This window comes from Fundicoccus ignavus (assembly GCF_009659375.1).
Lineage (GTDB): Bacteria > Bacillota > Bacilli > Lactobacillales > Aerococcaceae > Fundicoccus > Fundicoccus ignavus.
On the sequence record NZ_WJQT01000020.1, the window covers coordinates 1 to 17,445 of the forward strand.

A 17,445-nucleotide genomic window follows, 5' to 3' on the forward strand; every position below is an offset into this window, starting at 1 on the left:
GCTAGCCTCTCAATCCAATAAACTAATTATCTCATATCTTAGGAGATGAGGTAATCGAAAAGAGGTTCATAGGGTTATCCAGTAAAAACCGGAAGGTTAAAACCCTAAATATAATATACAAGGATGATTAAAATGACCAGACAGAAATGGCAAAATATTCTGTTAGCGACGGCATTAGCCTCTAGTCCGCTACTAGCAATTGAGCCTTTAGGTGGATTGATTTACGCTCAAGAAGTTCAAGTTGATGATGTATTAACGCAAAGTAAAGTAGCCTTGGGTGCATCGCTCAATGAAGAACAGAAACAACAGACATTGAATTTATTGCGTGCTACTGACGTAGATAATCAACAAATTATATCAGTAGATGGTAAAATGATTGAGCAGTTTCTAGCTGACGGATCTAACGAAGAAACCTTAGTTTATTCAAGTGCAATCATTGAGCCACGTGAAGCAGGCTATGGGGTTCAAGTACAGATTGTGACACCTAATAACATTACACTAGTTGCACCTCAAACTTATCAGAATGCAGCGATTACTGCTGGGGCAAAAGATGTATTAATTAAAATCGCGGCTGTCGAGCCAGTAACAGGGGAGGGAGCTTTGACGGGCGTATATGCGATTTATGAAGCGCTAGGTTATGCATTAGATCCACAAGATATTGAGGTAGCTCAAAAAGAGATAGTATTAGTCAAGAATATACAAGAAAGTTCTGAATTAACCGTCGAACAAACTAACCAATTACAAGCGCAAATTAAGTTAGCGATTAATCAAGTTTTGCAAGCAAATGGTGAGTTAACTACTGAAGATTTGAATGATTTAGTGTTATCTACAATTGAACATTATTTAGCGGAGATTGATAAAGATAAGGCGATGACCGAGGAGGTTATTGCTGAATATGTTTCTTTTGCTGAAGCATATGTACACACGCAAAGTGCTCAAAGCGAAACAACTAATGAGCAACTTAATGCATCATTCAATTTAACATGGACACTAGAAGAAGCGATTGATTTTTGGGAAGCTAGCTTTTTGTCAGGGAATGCTGATGAATTCTACATAAACGTTGAAGAATATGACCGCGAATTATGGACAGAATTCAGTGAAAATCAATCTGATTCTGAAGAATCTGCAACTGCTATCAATACAATTCGATTGAACTATGATGAAAACTTAACCATACAATTTGAAAAGACAGAAACAGAAGTCATCCTAACCTTGTATACAGAAGTAAGTCATTACCCTTATGAACCTAGTGCAACTTATTCAATCGATCGTCAAACATTTGAAGTGTTGGACCGTAATGATTTATCAGAAGCAACTGAAGCGGCAGATAATGAAGTCGTTAATTTATGGAACGATGATAAAGCTAATCAATTAGCTAGTTTTATGGCTACATGGGGAGAAGGCATGGGACAAACTTATCAAAGCTTTACGCCAGAAGCGCCCGGTGATATGTACGGTGTAAGTTTTCCTAATGATGTGCTAACTGCTTTATCCGTTAATGAAACACCTGTGAATGCATCATGGTCAACCACTGGTGAAGCAGCAGTAGAAGGAGAATATGTCATTGTAGCTGCATTTAATGATGTTGAACATTTTTTTGAAGTGAATCCGACAGCACCAGCAGGGGCACATTTTTACTTGTTTACTATCTTAGATGGTATTCCGGTAGTGCTACATAGTCAACAAAATCAAGGAACACCAGATGGCCGATACTATTTCACACCTTCAGAGAATATGGAATTACAAGCTGGTTTTGAAAATATAGTTAACCAATAATTTATAGATAAAATAAACAGACTGCTAAATCAATATGGAAGAGCAGTCTGTTTGCTTATGTATAGTTTAAGTGCTATGTATTTATATTAACATAATCTAAAGGTAACCTTAAAAGGCATGCTGAGCGTCAATTAATCAGCTTTAACCGTCTCTAACATTGCTTTAAACGCTTGAATCATCAATGTAGCATCCATACTACACGTAATCGCATCAAAACCATATTCACGATAACGTCGTGCTTGCTCAGTATCAGCACCAAAAATAAGTGTAAATTTATTGTTATCTCGACAAGCTTTATAAATGCGCGCTAAAGCCTCAGTATAAGTAGGATGATCAAATTTTGCTGGGATACCAAGGGCGATCGTCAAATCGTAAGGACCAACAAAGATGCCGTCAACTCCTTCTAAAGCACAAATTTCTTCAATCACATTCAAACATTCAACCGTTTCACATTGTGGAATAATAAGAGATTCTCGGTTACGACTTTCAAAGAATTGATCCAAATCATTCACATTATCACTAAAACCAAAATCAGTTACACGTGAATAAAAGAAACCTCTCTCGCCAATAGGTGTATATTTCCCCCATTTAATGACTTGTTTAACTTCCTCTACTGATTGAACATTGGGGATAATTAAACCTTGTACACCTACATCAAGCGGACGTAAAACATTTGAACGACTAATTTCTTTAATACGCATTAAAGTTGACATATCTCTTAGTTCGGCTGTATGAACAATTTCTAGCAATGATTCTGCTGTAAAAGTACTATGTTCGAAATCGACAATGAAAAAGTCTAAACCTGCTATTCCTAAACATTCAACAATCGACGTTCCAATCGTTTCAAAGAAAGTACCAACCACTTGTTGTCCATCTTTCATTTTCTTTAAAATCATATTTTCTTTCATTGCTCACACTCCTATTAATTAATACCTTAAGCATATCACATCAATGTTGTAAACGCATTCTCGATCATGTAAACTAAAATAAGTTGTTCCGCTATATGCAATAATAGAATAATACGAGGTGAAAAAATGAACTATTGTAAATTAGGTAAAACAGGATTAGATGTCTCACCGATTTGTTTGGGCACAATGGGCTTTGGTAATGATCAGAGTGCTTGGATGAAGCAATGGGGTTTAGATGAATTTGCAGCAAAGGAAGTTGTTCAGGCAAGCTTGGACTTAGGAATAAATTTCTTCGATACCGCTAATGTATATAATCAAGGAAACAGTGAACGAGTATTGGGCAAGGCTTTAAAAGAACTGAGTAATCGTGATGAAATAGTACTTGCTACCAAAGTTTTTAACCCAGTGTCAGATAAACCTAATCGTGCTGGTTTATCACGCAAAGCAATTTTTACTGAAATTGATAATAGTTTAGAAAGACTGCAAACAGACTATATTGACTTATATATAATTCACCGTTGGGATTACCATACGCCTATCGAGGAGACGATGCGTGCTTTAGATGATTTAATTAGAAGTGGTAAAGTCCGCTATATAGGAGCATCTGCGATGTATGCTTGGCAGTTTCAACAAGCGAATTTTGTCGCACAACAAAACGGATGGACACAATTTGTTTCAATGCAGAATCATTACAATTTATTGTATCGTGAAGAAGAAAGGGAAATGTTACCTTATTGCGAGCATGCTGGTATCGCTGTCACACCTTATAGCCCATTGGCAGCAGGACGATTAACCAGACCTTTAAATGTAGAAACACCACGTTCGAAATCTGACTTCATTGCACAAGCTAAATACGATACGACGTTAGAAACAGATTCAGAAATTATTCAACGCCTAAATCAAGTTGCGACAGAATTAAATACTAAGCCTGCAAGTTTAGCATTAGCTTGGCTATTGTCTAAACCATCAGTTGTCGCTCCAGTCGTTGGGGCTACGAAACTCACTTACTTAGAAGATGCGGTAGCAGCTTTAGATTTAACTTTAACGCCAGAAATTATCGACTATTTAGAGGCACCATATGTGCCACATAAGATAATGGGTGCTCAATAAATCATTAACAAACTATCACTTTAATTAGAAAGATGAAAAAAAGGTTAGAGAATTATATTGACTTTTAATAATTGACTTGTTAAGATACATATATCAAAGATATTTGGAGCGATTAAGATGACAAAATTACATTCAAACACAGTTAAATTTGCAACTATTATTAGCATTATTAGATAGTGTTTGTATCAGCAACATGGATACAAACACGGAAAACTTTTCAGTTTGTATCTATGCGTGCTAACAATTTGTGTTGCTCGTATAGACTAATAATCTAAACGGGCAGTGAGAAGCTCTCATTTATATACGGTTTTTTAAAGAAGCCTGTTTAGATTATTTGTTTAATCTAAATAGGCTTTTTTATATTGAAATGGAGGAAATAGAAAAATGACAGAACAATTGACACCCGCAGATTTAGATTGGAATAACTTAGGTTTTGATTACATTGAAACAGGTGTTGCATTTCGTGCTCATTATAAAAATGGTGAGTGGGGGCCAGGAGAATTAACGACAGAGAATACAGTGACCATCAGCCATGCTTCTCCAGCTTTACACTTAGGACAACAATGTTTCGAAGGTTTAAAGGCTTATCGTACGAAAGATGGTACTATTCAACTATTCCGCCCAGATCAAAATGGTCAAAGAATGATGCGCTCTGCAGAACAAGTGATGTTACCACCTTATCCTGTTGAAGATTTTATCGAAGCTGCTAAGGCTGTAGTAAGTGCTAATGAAGCCTGGGTGCCTCCTTACGGAACTGGAGCAACCTTATACTTGCGTCCTTTCTTATTTGGAGCTGGGCCAGTAGTGGGGGTAGCACCAGGACCCGAAGCTATTTTCGGCATTTATGTAACACCAGTTGGTCCGTATTTTAAAGGAGGTTTACAGCCAGCAGCCTTTATGGTCAGTGAGTATGACCGTGCAGCACCACGTGGTACAGGCGCTGCTAAAGTAGGTGGAAATTATGCCTCAAGTTTCCAAGCAGGTAACGAAGCGAAGTCTAAACAATTTGCGGATGCCATTTTCCTAGACCCTGCTACTCATACGAAAATCGAAGAAGTTGGTTCAGCTAATTTCTTTGGGATTACACATGATAATGTTTTCGTAACGCCGAAATCACCATCAATTCTACCAAGTATTACTAAATATTCACTCTTACAACTAGCTCAAGATCGTTTAGGCATGAAAGCTATAGAGGGAGATGTTTACTTGAAAGATTTAGATCAATTTAAGGAAGCAGGCGCAATGGGAACAGCAGCAGTCATCACTCCAGTAGGTAGTATTACAAATGGCGAGAAGAAGCATGTCTTCTACTCAGAAACCGAGACTGGACCACTGACGAAAGCGTTGTATGAAGAACTAGTGGGTATCCAATTTGGTGATAAACCCGCACCAGAAGGCTGGGTATATAAAATTTAAACCCTACACACTGACAAAATATGACTAAAAATCGAAAGGAAGATTTCATGACAAACCAAGCAGAACAATTATTTAAAGCCTATCAAACTAACCAACCACTAGCCAAAGGAGTATTAGAATTCTCAAGTCGTAAGGATGCTTATCAAGTTCAAGATGAAGTGTTGGCCTTCAAAGAAGCTAACGGTGAAAAACACGCCGGCTATAAAATCAGTTTAACAAGCCAAGAAACACAGGACTTATTTAAAAGCGACTCACCTTTATATGGTCAAATGACAGATGTTACCGTCAAGAATGAATTATCCCTAAGTGACTATAATGAACCTTTAGTTGAAGTTGAATTAGTGTTTTTAGTAGACGAGGATGTTAACGGTAGTGATTCAGTTGAACAAATCATGAATAAATGTCGAGTGGCTCCAGGATTAGAAGTACCAGACGGACGTTATGAAGATTGGTTCCCTAAAACAACTTTCTATGAAGTAATTGCGGATGGGGCTGTAAACGGTGCGGTTGTCATGGGTGAAGCAGCTAAATATACTTATGAAGACTTAGCAGATGTCGAAGGTGTGTTGTATTTGGATGGCGAAGAAGTGAAAAGAGGGCATTCAACAGAAGTATTAGGTCATCCCGTAAATTCAGTTAAATGGCTAGCTGAAGCATTAGAGAGTAAAGGCAAGCAATTAACTGCTGGTAGTTTTGTTTCGTCGGGTACATTTGTTTTACCAGAAAAACTTACCACAGGTACCTATACTGCAAAATATTCGAATATCGGTGAAGTTACTTTAGTCGTAAAAGCTTAATAGAACTTAGGAGGAACAATCATGAAAAAATTTAAAAACGTATTATTAACTGGATTAGTCGTTGCAGGGAGCGTTTTAGCGCCAATGTCAGTATCAGCTCAAGAGGCGACAGGAGAACCTTTAGTCTTAGGGGTTAACTTAGAATTAACAGGTCCTGCAGCACCGTACAGTGTTCCTGCTGTCGAAGCATTTGAATTGTATGTAGAACAAGTTAATGCCGCTGGTGGCGTTCTCGATGGGCGTCCGCTTGAATTAGTTGTCTTAGATAACAAGACGGATACAACTGAAGGGGTATCTCTACAAACGCGTTTAAATGACGATTCAGAAGTAGTGGCAACTTTAGGACCTAATGCTTCAGGAGTAGTCAACGCAGCTAAACCTGTCATTGAATCGTCAACAAAACCGACTGTCTTACCTGCCACTACTGGAGATGGGTTAACTTTAGCAGCTAACGGCGAAGCTGTTGCAAATCTTTTTAGAACTGCTTATGAAGATTCTTATCAAGGAACTGCAGGTGCAGTTTATGTTTACGATACACTGGGTGCACAGAATACATTATTAATTGTTGACAATGCCTTAGATTACTCTCAAGGATTAGCGGATGCATTTGTGACGAAATATGAAGAATTAGGGGGAACCGTTGTTGCAACGGAAGCTTATTCTTCAGGTGATACAGATTTTACAGCTTTAGCCACTAAGCTATTGGGTTATGAATTTGATGCAATTTATATGCCAGGTTACTACACTGAGACAGGTCTACTTGTTAAAGCGTTTCGTGAATTAGGCTTAACTCAACCAGTCGTAGGTGCTGACGGTTATGCCAGTGATACGTTTGTTGAATTAGCTGGCGCAGAGAATACGTATGACGTTCATTATACGACGCATTATGATGCGTCTTTAGAGAGTGAAGCATCGGTAGCATTCGGTGAGGCTTATACTGAAAAGTTTGGCAAAGCACCTGATACGTTTGCGGCTCTAGGTTATGATGCAATTTCATTTTTAGTAGATGGAATTGAAAGAGCAGGTTCTACAGATCCAGAAGCAATTAGTCAAGCATTAGCTGAAACTGTTGATTTTGAAGGTGTAACAGGTACGTTCTCGATTAATGATGAACATAATCCAGTGAAACCAGCAGTTATGGTAACGTTAGATAATGGAAATGTGGTAAATGCCCAGGAAGTAGTTGTCGATTAGTTATAATATTGGGGTAAACACATCTCTCTTGTGAGGGGTGTGTTTTGTATTTTATTAATTTCAAGCTTATAATAGAATTTATACTATAAAGAGGAGCGGATTAAATGTACGAATGGCAATTAAATGATTTATATGAAAGTTATGAGAGCGAAGCATTTCAGCAAGATTTGGCTTCTTTAGAAGCTTTTAAGATTGAAATGGAGTCTTTATCATTTGAGGATACAATTGAAGCAATTAAAGCTGTAATTGACGTAAAAGAAAGACTTTACATTACAGTGCGTCGTTTATCTGCATATATTTCTTTGAGCTTATCAACAAATGCGACTGATGAATTAAGCACAAACTATCAGAATGTACTGGGTAATAAACTGAATCAACTAACGAAATATCAAGCCAAAATGGATCGATTTATAGGTGAGACGCAAGTTGATATTTCAAAAGATGCTGAATTAGCAGAATATGCATTCTATTTCAAAGAAATGAAAGAGTCAGCTAACTATTTATTAAGTGATGAGGTTGAAGCAACAATTTCTAAATTAGGACGTTCAGCTGGTCATGCTTGGTCAAGTTTACAAGGATATTTGACATCGCAAGCTGAAATTGAGTTTCAAGGTGAAGCAAAAACTTTAAGTGAACTTAGAAACTTAGCATATGATGCTAATGCTGAAACGCGTAAAGCTGCTTTCGAAGCGGAAATTGCTTTATACGATCAAGTTAAAGATGCGGTAGCATTCTCATTGAATAACATCAAGTCACAAGTACTGGATGTCAGTGAGATGCGTGGATATGAGAGTCCTTTAGAGGAAACACTTATTAAATCTAGAATGAGTCAAGCAACGTTAGATGCCTTATTAACAGCTATCCAAGAATTTTTACCCACATTTCGTCGCTATTTAAAACATAAAGCAAGTGTTTTAGGCCATGAAAATGGGTTACCGTTTTACGACTTATTTGCACCAATGGGAGATGCCAATCAAACTTTCACGGTTGAAGAAACAAAAACATATTTGGTAGATAAATTTTCACAATTTGCCCCTGATTTAGCTGAAATGACCGCTACATTCTACGAAAAAGATTATATGGACTTTTACCCTCGAAAAGGTAAACGCGGGGGAGCATTCTGTTCAAATCTACCATTTATTCAACAGTCGCGTATCATGTTAAACTTCGATGGTAGTTTAAACAATGTACTGACAATTGCGCATGAATTAGGCCATGCTTATCATGGTACGAAGATTCAATCACATCGTCCTTTAAATTGGAGCTACTCAATGCCGGTAGCAGAAACAGCATCGACCTTTAATGAGGCCATTGTGATGAACCACTTGTTAGAAGAAGCAGCATCAAACGATGAAAAAGTGGCAGTGATTGAACAATATTTGCAAGATGTAACGCAAATTATTGTAGATATCTATTCACGTTATTTATTTGAAACAGAAGTTTTTGAAAACCGTAAAAGTAGCTTTATGTTCGCACCTCAATTGGCAGAAATTATGTTAAATGCGCAGAAAAAAGCTTACGGTGATGGTCTTGATGAAGAGAGTTTACACCCATTCATGTGGATCAATAAATCACATTATTATTCAACAGGCTTAAGTTTCTACAATTTCCCATATGCATTCGGAGGTTTATTCTCACGTGGTCTATATGAGCAATATTTAGCTAAACCAGATGGTTTCGTTGAAAAATATAGTAAATTATTAGAAACTACGACTGTTGCCTCAGTTGAAGATACTGCTAAAGTTATGGGATTAGATGTTTCTCAGGTTGACTTCTGGCGCACAGCATTAAGCGGTATTGAAACTTACGTAGATGAATTTATTGAATTAACCAGTAAGTAAAGTACAGAATGGCTGAAAAGCCAAAGCCTTTTGAGTGATTAGCTTTTCGGTTAAACTAGCTGTTTCTCTCTCTTAATAAATGGTAAAAAGACACTCCTTGTTTACATAAATGAGGAGTGTCTTTTTTATTAAGAATTATTCTTGCCAGAAATCGAACGCAATTTTCTGTCCTTGTTCAATTTTTGCCCACTGTTCAGCAACTGTTAATTCATTTCCACCATCGCATGATGCGAATCCACATTGATGCGATAAGTATAGTTTATCTTTAGGAATATATTTGCTAGCTTCTTCTAATTGGGCTTTAATTTTTTCTTCGTCTTCTAAAGTATTCTTTTTACTTGATAATAAACCTACAACTACTTCGACCTCAGGTTTATTCTTAAACGCTGAAAGAGCACTTAAATCACCAGCACGCTCGTCGTCCCATTCTAAATAAAAACGATCATAATTTTGTTTTTCTAAGAATAAGTCGGCAATTTGGCTATAACTGCCAGCACCCATGTTACGAGAAGAATAATTTCCACGGCAATTGTGGGTATATACTTTTAAGCCTAAATCATGTCCATAAGCAATGACTTCATTATTAATATCGATAAAAATTTGAGCAGAGTTTAAAATTTCCTCACGATTAATTTCATTACCACTAAAAGGACTGTTTGGATTATCTTCAGCGAATAACTCCCATAAACAATCATCAAATTGAATGATTTTACCACCAGCAGCCACGAACTCATCTAAGAAATCTTTATAAGCTTGAATTAAGTCTTGTTTAAATTCTGATTCTGAAGCATAGACTTTGCCACCAATAATATTATCTTTCATACTTAGCTCACCATAAATGTGTGAAGGCGACGGAATACATTGTTTTAATTGTGCATCAACAGGAGCATTTTCCTTAAGGCTTACAAAATGATCGATAAAGACATGATGATGTCCATGTAGGTGGTCAGTGATTTCAATGCCGATATCTTTACGTGTTTCAAAATGATTATGATCATCATGGTCTAAGAAAAAGTAGCCGTTGTCTGCAATGTATCGACGTACACCATTTAAACCCCATACAAAATCCAGATGCCAAAGTGATTTGGAGAATTCGCCATCTGTAATTTCCGGAAAATCACGATTTACTTGTTCGGCAATAACGTCTTTCACTGCATTGGTTTCAGTCTCTTTATAGCCTTCAAAATCACTATAGAATGGGTACTGAATATCATCACGGTTTTCAATTTCTGTTTTGTAATTTAATAAATCTTGTGGTCTCAATAGGGAACCTACTGTTAAAAAGCGTTTCGTTTTAGTCTTAATTTCTGTCATTTTTTATTAACCCCTTTTTAAATTGCTTCTCATAGTGTAAGATATAACTTAAGATATTGATAATACCTATTTTATGTCGACTTTCATAGTTATTATCTATGGAGTGTTTGGGGAAGAGTTTTTATTTAATTTAAAAATGGAGGTAGACGGTTGAGAATCAAGCAATTAGAATACTTAGTAAAAGTTGCAGAATCACCATCCATAACACAAGCAGCTAATGAACTTTATATCTCGCAACCATCATTGTCTCATGCGATAAAAGAACTTGAAGAAGAAATGAATGTGGTACTATTAAATCGAAGTCAAAAGGGCGTCGCCTTAACTTCTCAAGGTGAAGAGTTTCTTTCTTATGCACGCCAAATTTTGGAACAAATTGATTTATTAAATCGTCGTTTTAAAGAAGATGAAACACCACATCAAATCTTTAGTGTAGCTGGACAACATTACGCCTTTGTGGTGGATGCTTTTGTGCGCTTATTAAAGCGGTTTGAACATATGGACTATCAGGCTTCACTAAAGGAATTGAGAACCTATGAAGTTATTGAAGACGTTGCTAACTTAAAAAGCGAGATTGGTGTCATTTATCGAAGCAATTATAATCGACAGGTCATTAACACTGAACTAAAAAAACATCAATTAACGTTTACTTCGCTAATTAAGGTAAGGCCGCATGTTTTTATTTATAAAGAGCATCCTTTAGCAAGCTATGATAAGATATCGTTACAAGATTTAATCCCATATCCTAAATTAAGTTACGAACAAGGTCACCACAATTCATTTTACTTTTGGGAAGAGGTGCTAGCCGATCATGCATCCCCTAAGACGATTACAGTGAGTGACCGTGCAACGTTATTTAACTTAGCGATAGGATTAAATGGCTATACCATCAGTTCTGGAATTATAAACGCTGATTTAAATGGCGAGACGATTATTGCGAGGCCATTAGTTTCAAATGAAGTAATCGAATTAGGCTATATTACAAGCAATCTACATCGTTTAAGACCCATTGCAGAAGAATATTTAATTTTATTGAAAGAACGATTAGATGTTGCGTTAGCTGATAGTATAGACTAGAAATTTATTAATGAAATAAGGAGATTAGACATCAAATGTTAACGGTTTATGGTTTAAAGCAATGTTCAACAACACAGAAAGCAATTAAATTTCTGGAGTCAGGCGGGAGACAAGTCAAAGAATTAATCGATATTAGAGATACTCCACCTTCTAAAGAGACAATTAAACTGGCTTTGCTTGCGAATGATAATAAAGTAAGCAAAATAATGAATACTTCAGGTGGACTTTATCGTGAAATGGAATTGAAAGATAAATTGCCAAATATGACTTTAGAAGAAGTGATTGATTTAGTTAATAAAAATGGAATGTTAATTAAAAGACCTTTAGTGACTGACTTCAAACACGCAACTGTTAGTGCTAAAGAGGATTTATTGGCAAAAAAATGGCTATCATAATATAAATTACGTTTAAAACAGGGGAAACCCTGTTTTTTGTATTGTGTAAGGTTTAGAAGTTTTAGGTTGATTTACCAAGCATTGTACTTCGTTAAGTTAATTGTTTTCAAATGCGATGAGTACTTTCAAAATCTCACTGATTTTTCAATACAGTCGGCAAGGCTTTAGAAAAGAATTTGCTCCGCTAAAAATAAGAATAAGCTGATTGGATTTCGTTTTATGTGACTCTGAAAAGCTAGTATAATCATTCATTATAGATGATCAAGTAAGAAATCTAAAAAAATATAGAGTTTTCTAATTTAAGACCTAAGGTGGAGTTGTATAAATCAATTAAGTGTTAAAATAAAATTATAAAAAAAAGTAAGCTTGAGGCTAGAAGGGAAGGGATGATGATACAAAAAAGAAGTATAAAAAAATTTATGATATACTTGTTTGTTCTCATGTCTTTAACTGTATTCTGGCTAATTAATCATAATGGAAGCAATAATGTTTCTCCTTTAACTTGGCTAAGAACACATCAAGAAGTTGTTGCAACTGACTTTGCAAATCAGGCGAATGACTATTTGATAGAAAAAGAATTTCATATGCCATTAATTTTACAAACGGATGAGCGTTGGTACTATGAACCATATGGTGATGAAATTAAAGATAATTTTATGGGAATTAATGGTTGTGCCATTGCAAGCTTAGCTATGGTTGGTTCCTACTGGCAAAACCGATATATCGAACCAGTGGAAATTGCGAGATGGGCAGATAAAAATTATTACTTACGCGAACAAGGTACCACTTGGGATATCTTTTCAGAATATGCAAATGCAATTGGAATGCAAGCGCATGATTTGGCTAATAACTTTGAAGCAGTGAAATACTATTTGAATTTAGGGTATCCTGTTATTATTTCAGTAAAACCCGGATTTTTCACAGAAGTAGGGCATATTATGGTTCTAGCTCAATCTTTAGAGGGAGATATCGTCGTTTATGATCCAAATGATTCACCAGAGAAATTTCATTATCGTGAAATATTTTCAGAAGAGTTATTTCAGCAAGAAAGTCTAAATTATTGGGTATTTAAATATTCATAAAATAACATGAGAAAAGAGTGAGATTATGAAAATATTAACAAGAATATGGCTAGTCCTATGTCTATTTACGCTTAATTTACCAGTTGTCTCAGCAGAAAGTATAAACAATGAACTTAGTGAAGAATTACCGGCTAATTTAGTTTATCAAACCGATGAACTTGAAAGTTTTACTAAGCTGCGTTTAGATCTCGTATCTTCATATATAGAAATTCGTGAAGGAGAGGACTTTCAATTTGAAGTCTATGTTTCGAAAGATGATGTCCAATTTGAGGACGTTTTTAATTACTCTAATAAAAACGATCAATTAACAATTGATGAAAAAGATTGGCAGAACAATTTAAAATCATTCTTAACTTCTTTGACTTCTCGAATTGTTATTACAGTGCCTGATACATCAAAATTAACGACTCAAATTGATTTAGTAAATGGTGAATTTTTGGTGAAAGGGACTTTAGCTGAACTTAAATTTGATGGTGTTAATGCCTCACTAACTTTAATAGGTGATGAAACTTACCCTATTAAGATAGACATTGTAAATGGAGATACTAACTTAAGTTTTAAGCAATATAATGCAGAACTGAATTTTTCTTTTGTTAATGGAAATTTTGAAATTCTTGGTGATAAAGTTTCGGCTACTTTTTCTGAATTTGAACGCACTTTAGGTAAAGGTCGAGATGCGATTCACATTGAAGCTGTTAATGGGTCAATCGTGTTAGAAGCGTTAGGAAATTAATTAAAATGGCAACTAAGTGATTGTGCTTGGTTGCTTTTTGTTTTTGTATAAGTGTGTCTAATAGACTAAGATAGAATTTATAATGTCGCTTTGGTTTACTTTAAAGAAAAAATTCCTTAGAATTAATTGAAAGCGTATACTAATGGGAGTGAAAATATTGATACAAGAAGTTGCAAAGAATATCTATTCATTTGGTGTTACTTTACCAAATAGTCCTTTAAAATTAATCAATGCTTATGTGGTAAAAGGTGAAAATCGGACTGTTTTATTTGATACTGGTTTTAACAATCCACAATCTGAAGCAGAGCTTTTAGCTGGTCTTCAGGAATTAGGAATAGAAATAAAAAACCTTGAAGTAGTATTGACTCACCTTCATGCAGACCATACAGGATTAATTCACTTGTTTAAACATGCAGGCTGTAAAATATATATGAGTCAGATAGATGGAGAACATGCAAATGGTATGATTACGGGTAAATACTGGCATCAATTAGATGAATTACTAGCATTATTTGGCTTACAAGAAGATCAAATTGATAACAATGATAATCCTGGTTTTATCAACCAACCGTCTGAAGCATTTGATTTTATTGAATTAGTACCAGGTGAGAAGTTTGTCATTGGTGATTATGATTTTGATGTATTGAATTTAATCGGTCACACACCTGGACATATTGGATTTTTTGACGAAAAGTCTGGCGTATTAATTAGTGCAGATACTGTATTAGATCCAATCACACCGAATATTACATTCTGGGGCTTTGAATACATCGACATGCTGGGGAGTTATGTGAACACTTTAAAAGAGTTAATGCGTCTACCAATTAAAGTGATATTACCAACTCATCGCAAGATAATATATAATCCGAATGAGCGTATGGCAGAGTTAATTATGCATCATAACGAACGATTACAAGAAATTCTTGATGTGATGGAAGATGATAAAGTTTATACAGTTCGTGATATTTCAGCATCAATCAGTTGGCGCATCAAAGCAGATAGCTGGGAAGTATTCCCTAAACAGCAGAAGATTTTTGCGGCTGGTGAAACAATGGCGCACCTGGATCATTTAATTCATACAAATTGTGTTACCATGACGAAAGATGAACAAGGTATCCTACATTTTACCAAAATAGCACCTCAAATTAAGCCGTTTTAAACTTGAGACTCCTTCATTTAATGCTGAAGGAGTTATTTTTTTAATTATCAAAAGTAATTGTTTGTAATAGTTTTCTTTGTTAAGATGCTAAAGGATTAATATGTTAACTTTGTATTTTACTTTTCTAAAATGAATTGCTATTTACCAAGTATCGTTATAAAATTATCAGAATAATGCATATTTCATTTTATAAAATTAGGAGAAAAACATGGCGAAAAAGAAAAGCAATAAAATGCTAAGTTCAATCATGGTAGTTGCTTTACTACTAGTGGTTATCGTAGCATTCTGGCAATTAGTTTCGAAAGAATCCAATTCCAATATAGTGAAAGAAGAAGGTGCTTCTGATTTATTTACAAGTGAAGTAGTGAATCAAGATGAAGAGGCATTAGTTGAGACCGAAATAATTGTGAGCCAATTAAACAATTTACCTACTTACGAACCGATAAATAATCTTGAGTTTTCTCGAGGCGTCAATCAATATAAACAAACAGGCTTTATTCCGTTGTTTATCTATGATATGAAACCTTATCGTAATCAAAAAATTGCGAACGTTCAACAAATCGAGGTGCCGTTACTTAATCAACAAGATTACCGTTGGGCTTTTGATACATACGGTGATGATAGTGGTAGAATTATCGCAGCCAATGGATGTGGTATTGTATCGCTTGCCATGATTGATAGTTATTTTAAAGGATCAATCACAGACCCGGGTGAAATTGCAGCATGGGCTGGCTTAGACCATTATGTCACTTATCAAGGTTCGGCTTTCACATTGTATCCAGCTTTTGCAGAAGCATATAATTATGAAGTTAAAGAATTATATGACTTTTACGAAGCAATGGAAGAAGTACAAGCGGGTAACCCAGTTGTCGTTGCTATCAATCCTGGTTATTTTTCTTCAGTTGGCCATGTCATGGTCATTCGCGCTTATGAAGATGGTTTAGTATATATTAACGATCCAAATGATGATGGAAGTAGCTTTGCAAGTTCAATTGGTCATGATGAAGCTCTTATGATCGATGAAGGTATTGCTTATTGGGCTTTTTCAGAGCAATAAGTATAGTAGCCTAGTTGTAAATTAGAATAATTGTGTAGGAAGTAGGTAGGGTGTGGCGACATTTTTATTGATTATCATTTATATAGCATTTATTAGTTTGGGATTACCGGATGCAATTTTAGGAGCAGCATGGCCAATTATGCAAGTAGAACTTTCAGCACCTTTAGAAGCTGCTGGGCTACTTTATGGCATGGTTTGTGTTGGAACTGTTTTATCAAGCTTAATGAGCGGACCATTATTAAAGAGATTTGGAACAGGCAAAGTAACGGCTGTTAGTGTGATGTTAACTGCGATTGGTTTATTTGGTTTTAATGCTGCTGAGTCAGTCTATTGGTTACTATTATTTACACTCCCTTTAGGTTTAGGTGCTGGAGCGGTTGATGCTGGTTTGAATGATTATGTTGCTTTACACTACAAAGCACATCATATGAACTGGCTTCATGCTTTCTGGGGTATTGGTGCTACCATGGGACCTTTGGTATTAGGACGCTTTTTAACTGTCGATAAGACTTGGCGAGATGCGTATTTTACGATTGCAATTTGCCAGATTGTTTTAGTAATCGTTATTTTCGTGACTTTACCTTTATGGACTAAGGTAGCCAATAATCAGGCTAAATTTGAAGAAAATACCGAAGAAGGGGAAACTGTCGAACTATACAACGGCAATATTTTTAAGATGCCTGGTGTGAAATGGGCATTACTAACATTTATTTTCTATGTAGGCATTGAGCAAACAGTCAGCCTATAGGGGAGTAGCTTCCTTGTTAGTAGCAAACAACTAGATCCAGCACGAGCAGCTGATTGGTTATCTTTCTATTTTCTAGGAATTACCATCGGGCGATTTCTATCAGGCTTTGTTTCATTTAAATTTACAAACAAGCAATTATTAAGAATCGGGCAAATCATCATCTTATCTGGAGCAGTTATATTGTTAGTGCCATTGCCAACTATTTTCAGTTTAATTGGCTTATTAATGATTGGTTTTGGTTGTGCGCCGGTTTATCCGAGTATGTTACATGAAACCCCAGCGCGCTTTGGCACCAAACATTCACAAACAATTATGGGCTTACAGCTAGCTGCTGGGAATACTGGTGCATTGTTGTTACCACCTGTTTTTGGTTTTATCGCAGCTCATCTAAGTGTTAATTTACTACCATTATTCTTAGTTGCTTATGCTAGCTTTATGCTGTTTAGTACAGAACGCGTCAACTTATTAACGACAAAAATCAAAGGATTCGTAAAAAGGGAAGCTGCTTCAATCACAGTGAAAGATTAATATCTATTCAAACCGTCTAGGAAGGTAAAACTTTGATAGACGGTTTTTTTATATTGGAAGGTTGTATAAGTTTTATGTTGATAGATTAAACTTTGTATTACGCTCAGCTGATTGTTTTCCAAGGCGGAGGTCGCTTGCAAAGCCTCACTTACGTTCGTGCTTTTCCAGCTCAATCGGCTAGGCTCTGTCTACTTCGCTATGCTCAAAGGCAGAGCCAATTGCCCATCATATGTACTAGAACTGCCTTAGAAATCCGCGATCTGAGCGACACATAGAAGTTCAACTAATTTATGGAATCTAATCAAGATTTATC

At 35.8% G+C, this 17,445-nt stretch carries 15 protein-coding genes and 1 pseudogene; 14 read left to right on the plus strand and 2 right to left on the minus strand.

What is annotated here, in order from left to right:
* Positions 1-132: 132 nt before the first annotated feature.
* On the plus strand, positions 133-1,776 hold the full coding sequence (locus GF867_RS10950; RefSeq protein WP_172974016.1) for a DUF1002 domain-containing protein: 1,644 nt from the start codon (positions 133-135) through the stop codon (positions 1,774-1,776).
* Between the two features lie 131 nt (positions 1,777-1,907).
* Here GF867_RS10950 and GF867_RS10955 read toward each other — a convergent pair whose 3' ends face one another.
* On the minus strand, positions 1,908-2,684 hold the full coding sequence (locus tag GF867_RS10955) for an HpcH/HpaI aldolase family protein (RefSeq protein ID WP_153833153.1): 777 nt from the start codon (positions 2,682-2,684) through the stop codon (positions 1,908-1,910).
* Positions 2,685-2,810: 126 nt separating this feature from the next.
* On the opposite strand from GF867_RS10955, the gene GF867_RS10960 reads away from it, so the two are divergent.
* From GF867_RS10960 to GF867_RS10980, 5 genes are all read left to right on the plus strand, one after another.
* Positions 2,811-3,794 (plus strand): aldo/keto reductase, encoded by a 984-nt coding sequence (locus GF867_RS10960; protein WP_153833154.1) that lies wholly within the window; start codon positions 2,811-2,813, stop codon positions 3,792-3,794.
* Between the two features lie 384 nt (positions 3,795-4,178).
* A complete protein-coding gene (locus GF867_RS10965; RefSeq protein ID WP_153833155.1) occupies positions 4,179-5,210 on the plus strand; it encodes a branched-chain amino acid aminotransferase in 1,032 nt (343 codons plus the stop codon).
* Between the two features lie 47 nt (positions 5,211-5,257).
* Positions 5,258-6,007, plus strand: coding sequence for a 2-keto-4-pentenoate hydratase (locus GF867_RS10970; protein WP_153833156.1), 750 nt, complete (start codon positions 5,258-5,260; stop codon positions 6,005-6,007).
* Positions 6,008-6,028: 21 nt separating this feature from the next.
* A complete protein-coding gene (locus GF867_RS10975; RefSeq protein ID WP_153833157.1) occupies positions 6,029-7,201 on the plus strand; it encodes an ABC transporter substrate-binding protein in 1,173 nt (390 codons plus the stop codon).
* 104 nt (positions 7,202-7,305) lie between these two features.
* On the plus strand, positions 7,306-9,042 hold the full coding sequence (locus GF867_RS10980; protein ID WP_153833158.1) for a M3 family oligoendopeptidase: 1,737 nt from the start codon (positions 7,306-7,308) through the stop codon (positions 9,040-9,042).
* A 135-nt stretch (positions 9,043-9,177) separates the two neighbouring features.
* Here the strand turns inward: GF867_RS10980 and GF867_RS10985 are convergent, their stop codons facing one another.
* A complete protein-coding gene (locus GF867_RS10985) occupies positions 9,178-10,356 on the minus strand; it encodes a uroporphyrinogen decarboxylase/cobalamine-independent methonine synthase family protein (protein WP_153833159.1) in 1,179 nt (392 codons plus the stop codon).
* Between the two features lie 150 nt (positions 10,357-10,506).
* Between GF867_RS10985 and GF867_RS10990 the strand changes: the two genes are divergently transcribed.
* From GF867_RS10990 to GF867_RS13850, 8 genes and pseudogenes are all read left to right on the plus strand, one after another.
* Positions 10,507-11,430, plus strand: coding sequence for a LysR family transcriptional regulator (locus GF867_RS10990; RefSeq protein WP_153833160.1), 924 nt, complete (start codon positions 10,507-10,509; stop codon positions 11,428-11,430).
* A gap of 35 nt (positions 11,431-11,465) precedes the next feature.
* A complete protein-coding gene (locus GF867_RS10995; protein WP_153833161.1) occupies positions 11,466-11,825 on the plus strand; it encodes an ArsC/Spx/MgsR family protein in 360 nt (119 codons plus the stop codon).
* Positions 11,826-12,214: 389 nt separating this feature from the next.
* A complete protein-coding gene (locus GF867_RS11000; protein ID WP_172974017.1) occupies positions 12,215-12,907 on the plus strand; it encodes a C39 family peptidase in 693 nt (230 codons plus the stop codon).
* Between the two features lie 25 nt (positions 12,908-12,932).
* Entirely contained in the window at positions 12,933-13,640 is a 708-nt protein-coding gene (locus GF867_RS11005; protein ID WP_153833163.1) for a DUF4097 family beta strand repeat-containing protein, read from the plus strand.
* Positions 13,641-13,797: 157 nt separating this feature from the next.
* A complete protein-coding gene (locus GF867_RS11010) occupies positions 13,798-14,799 on the plus strand; it encodes an MBL fold metallo-hydrolase (RefSeq protein ID WP_216650292.1) in 1,002 nt (333 codons plus the stop codon).
* 208 nt (positions 14,800-15,007) lie between these two features.
* The gene (locus GF867_RS11015) at positions 15,008-15,856 is read left to right on the plus strand and encodes a C39 family peptidase (protein WP_153833165.1); all 849 of its coding nucleotides are present in this window, start codon (positions 15,008-15,010) and stop codon (positions 15,854-15,856) included.
* A gap of 52 nt (positions 15,857-15,908) precedes the next feature.
* Positions 15,909-16,604 carry an MFS transporter gene (locus GF867_RS13845; RefSeq protein WP_216650293.1) on the plus strand — a complete coding sequence of 232 codons (696 nt, stop codon included), beginning with the start codon at positions 15,909-15,911 and terminating at the stop codon, positions 16,602-16,604.
* Positions 16,605-16,643: 39 nt separating this feature from the next.
* Positions 16,644-17,132, plus strand: a pseudogene (locus GF867_RS13850) (MFS transporter); the annotation flags it as partial.
* Positions 17,133-17,445: the final 313 nt, after the last annotated feature.

Bases quoted from the DNA above. Each gene is read 5' to 3' on its own strand.
- GF867_RS10995 (WP_153833161.1), top strand. From the start codon at position 11,466: ATGTTAACGGTTTATGGTTTAAAGCAATGTTCAACAACACAGAAAGCA.
- GF867_RS10965 (WP_153833155.1), top strand. From the start codon at position 4,179: ATGACAGAACAATTGACACCCGCAGATTTAGATTGGAATAACTTAGGT.
- GF867_RS10985 (WP_153833159.1), bottom strand. From the start codon at position 10,356: ATGACAGAAATTAAGACTAAAACGAAACGCTTTTTAACAGTAGGTTCC.
- GF867_RS10960 (WP_153833154.1), top strand. From the start codon at position 2,811: ATGAACTATTGTAAATTAGGTAAAACAGGATTAGATGTCTCACCGATT.
- GF867_RS10975 (WP_153833157.1), top strand. From the start codon at position 6,029: ATGAAAAAATTTAAAAACGTATTATTAACTGGATTAGTCGTTGCAGGG.
- GF867_RS10970 (WP_153833156.1), top strand. From the start codon at position 5,258: ATGACAAACCAAGCAGAACAATTATTTAAAGCCTATCAAACTAACCAA.
- GF867_RS11005 (WP_153833163.1), top strand. From the start codon at position 12,933: ATGAAAATATTAACAAGAATATGGCTAGTCCTATGTCTATTTACGCTT.
- GF867_RS10955 (WP_153833153.1), bottom strand. From the start codon at position 2,684: ATGAAAGAAAATATGATTTTAAAGAAAATGAAAGATGGACAACAAGTG.
- GF867_RS11015 (WP_153833165.1), top strand. From the start codon at position 15,008: ATGGCGAAAAAGAAAAGCAATAAAATGCTAAGTTCAATCATGGTAGTT.
- GF867_RS11000 (WP_172974017.1), top strand. From the start codon at position 12,215: ATGATACAAAAAAGAAGTATAAAAAAATTTATGATATACTTGTTTGTT.
- GF867_RS10950 (WP_172974016.1), top strand. From the start codon at position 133: ATGACCAGACAGAAATGGCAAAATATTCTGTTAGCGACGGCATTAGCC.
- GF867_RS10980 (WP_153833158.1), top strand. From the start codon at position 7,306: ATGTACGAATGGCAATTAAATGATTTATATGAAAGTTATGAGAGCGAA.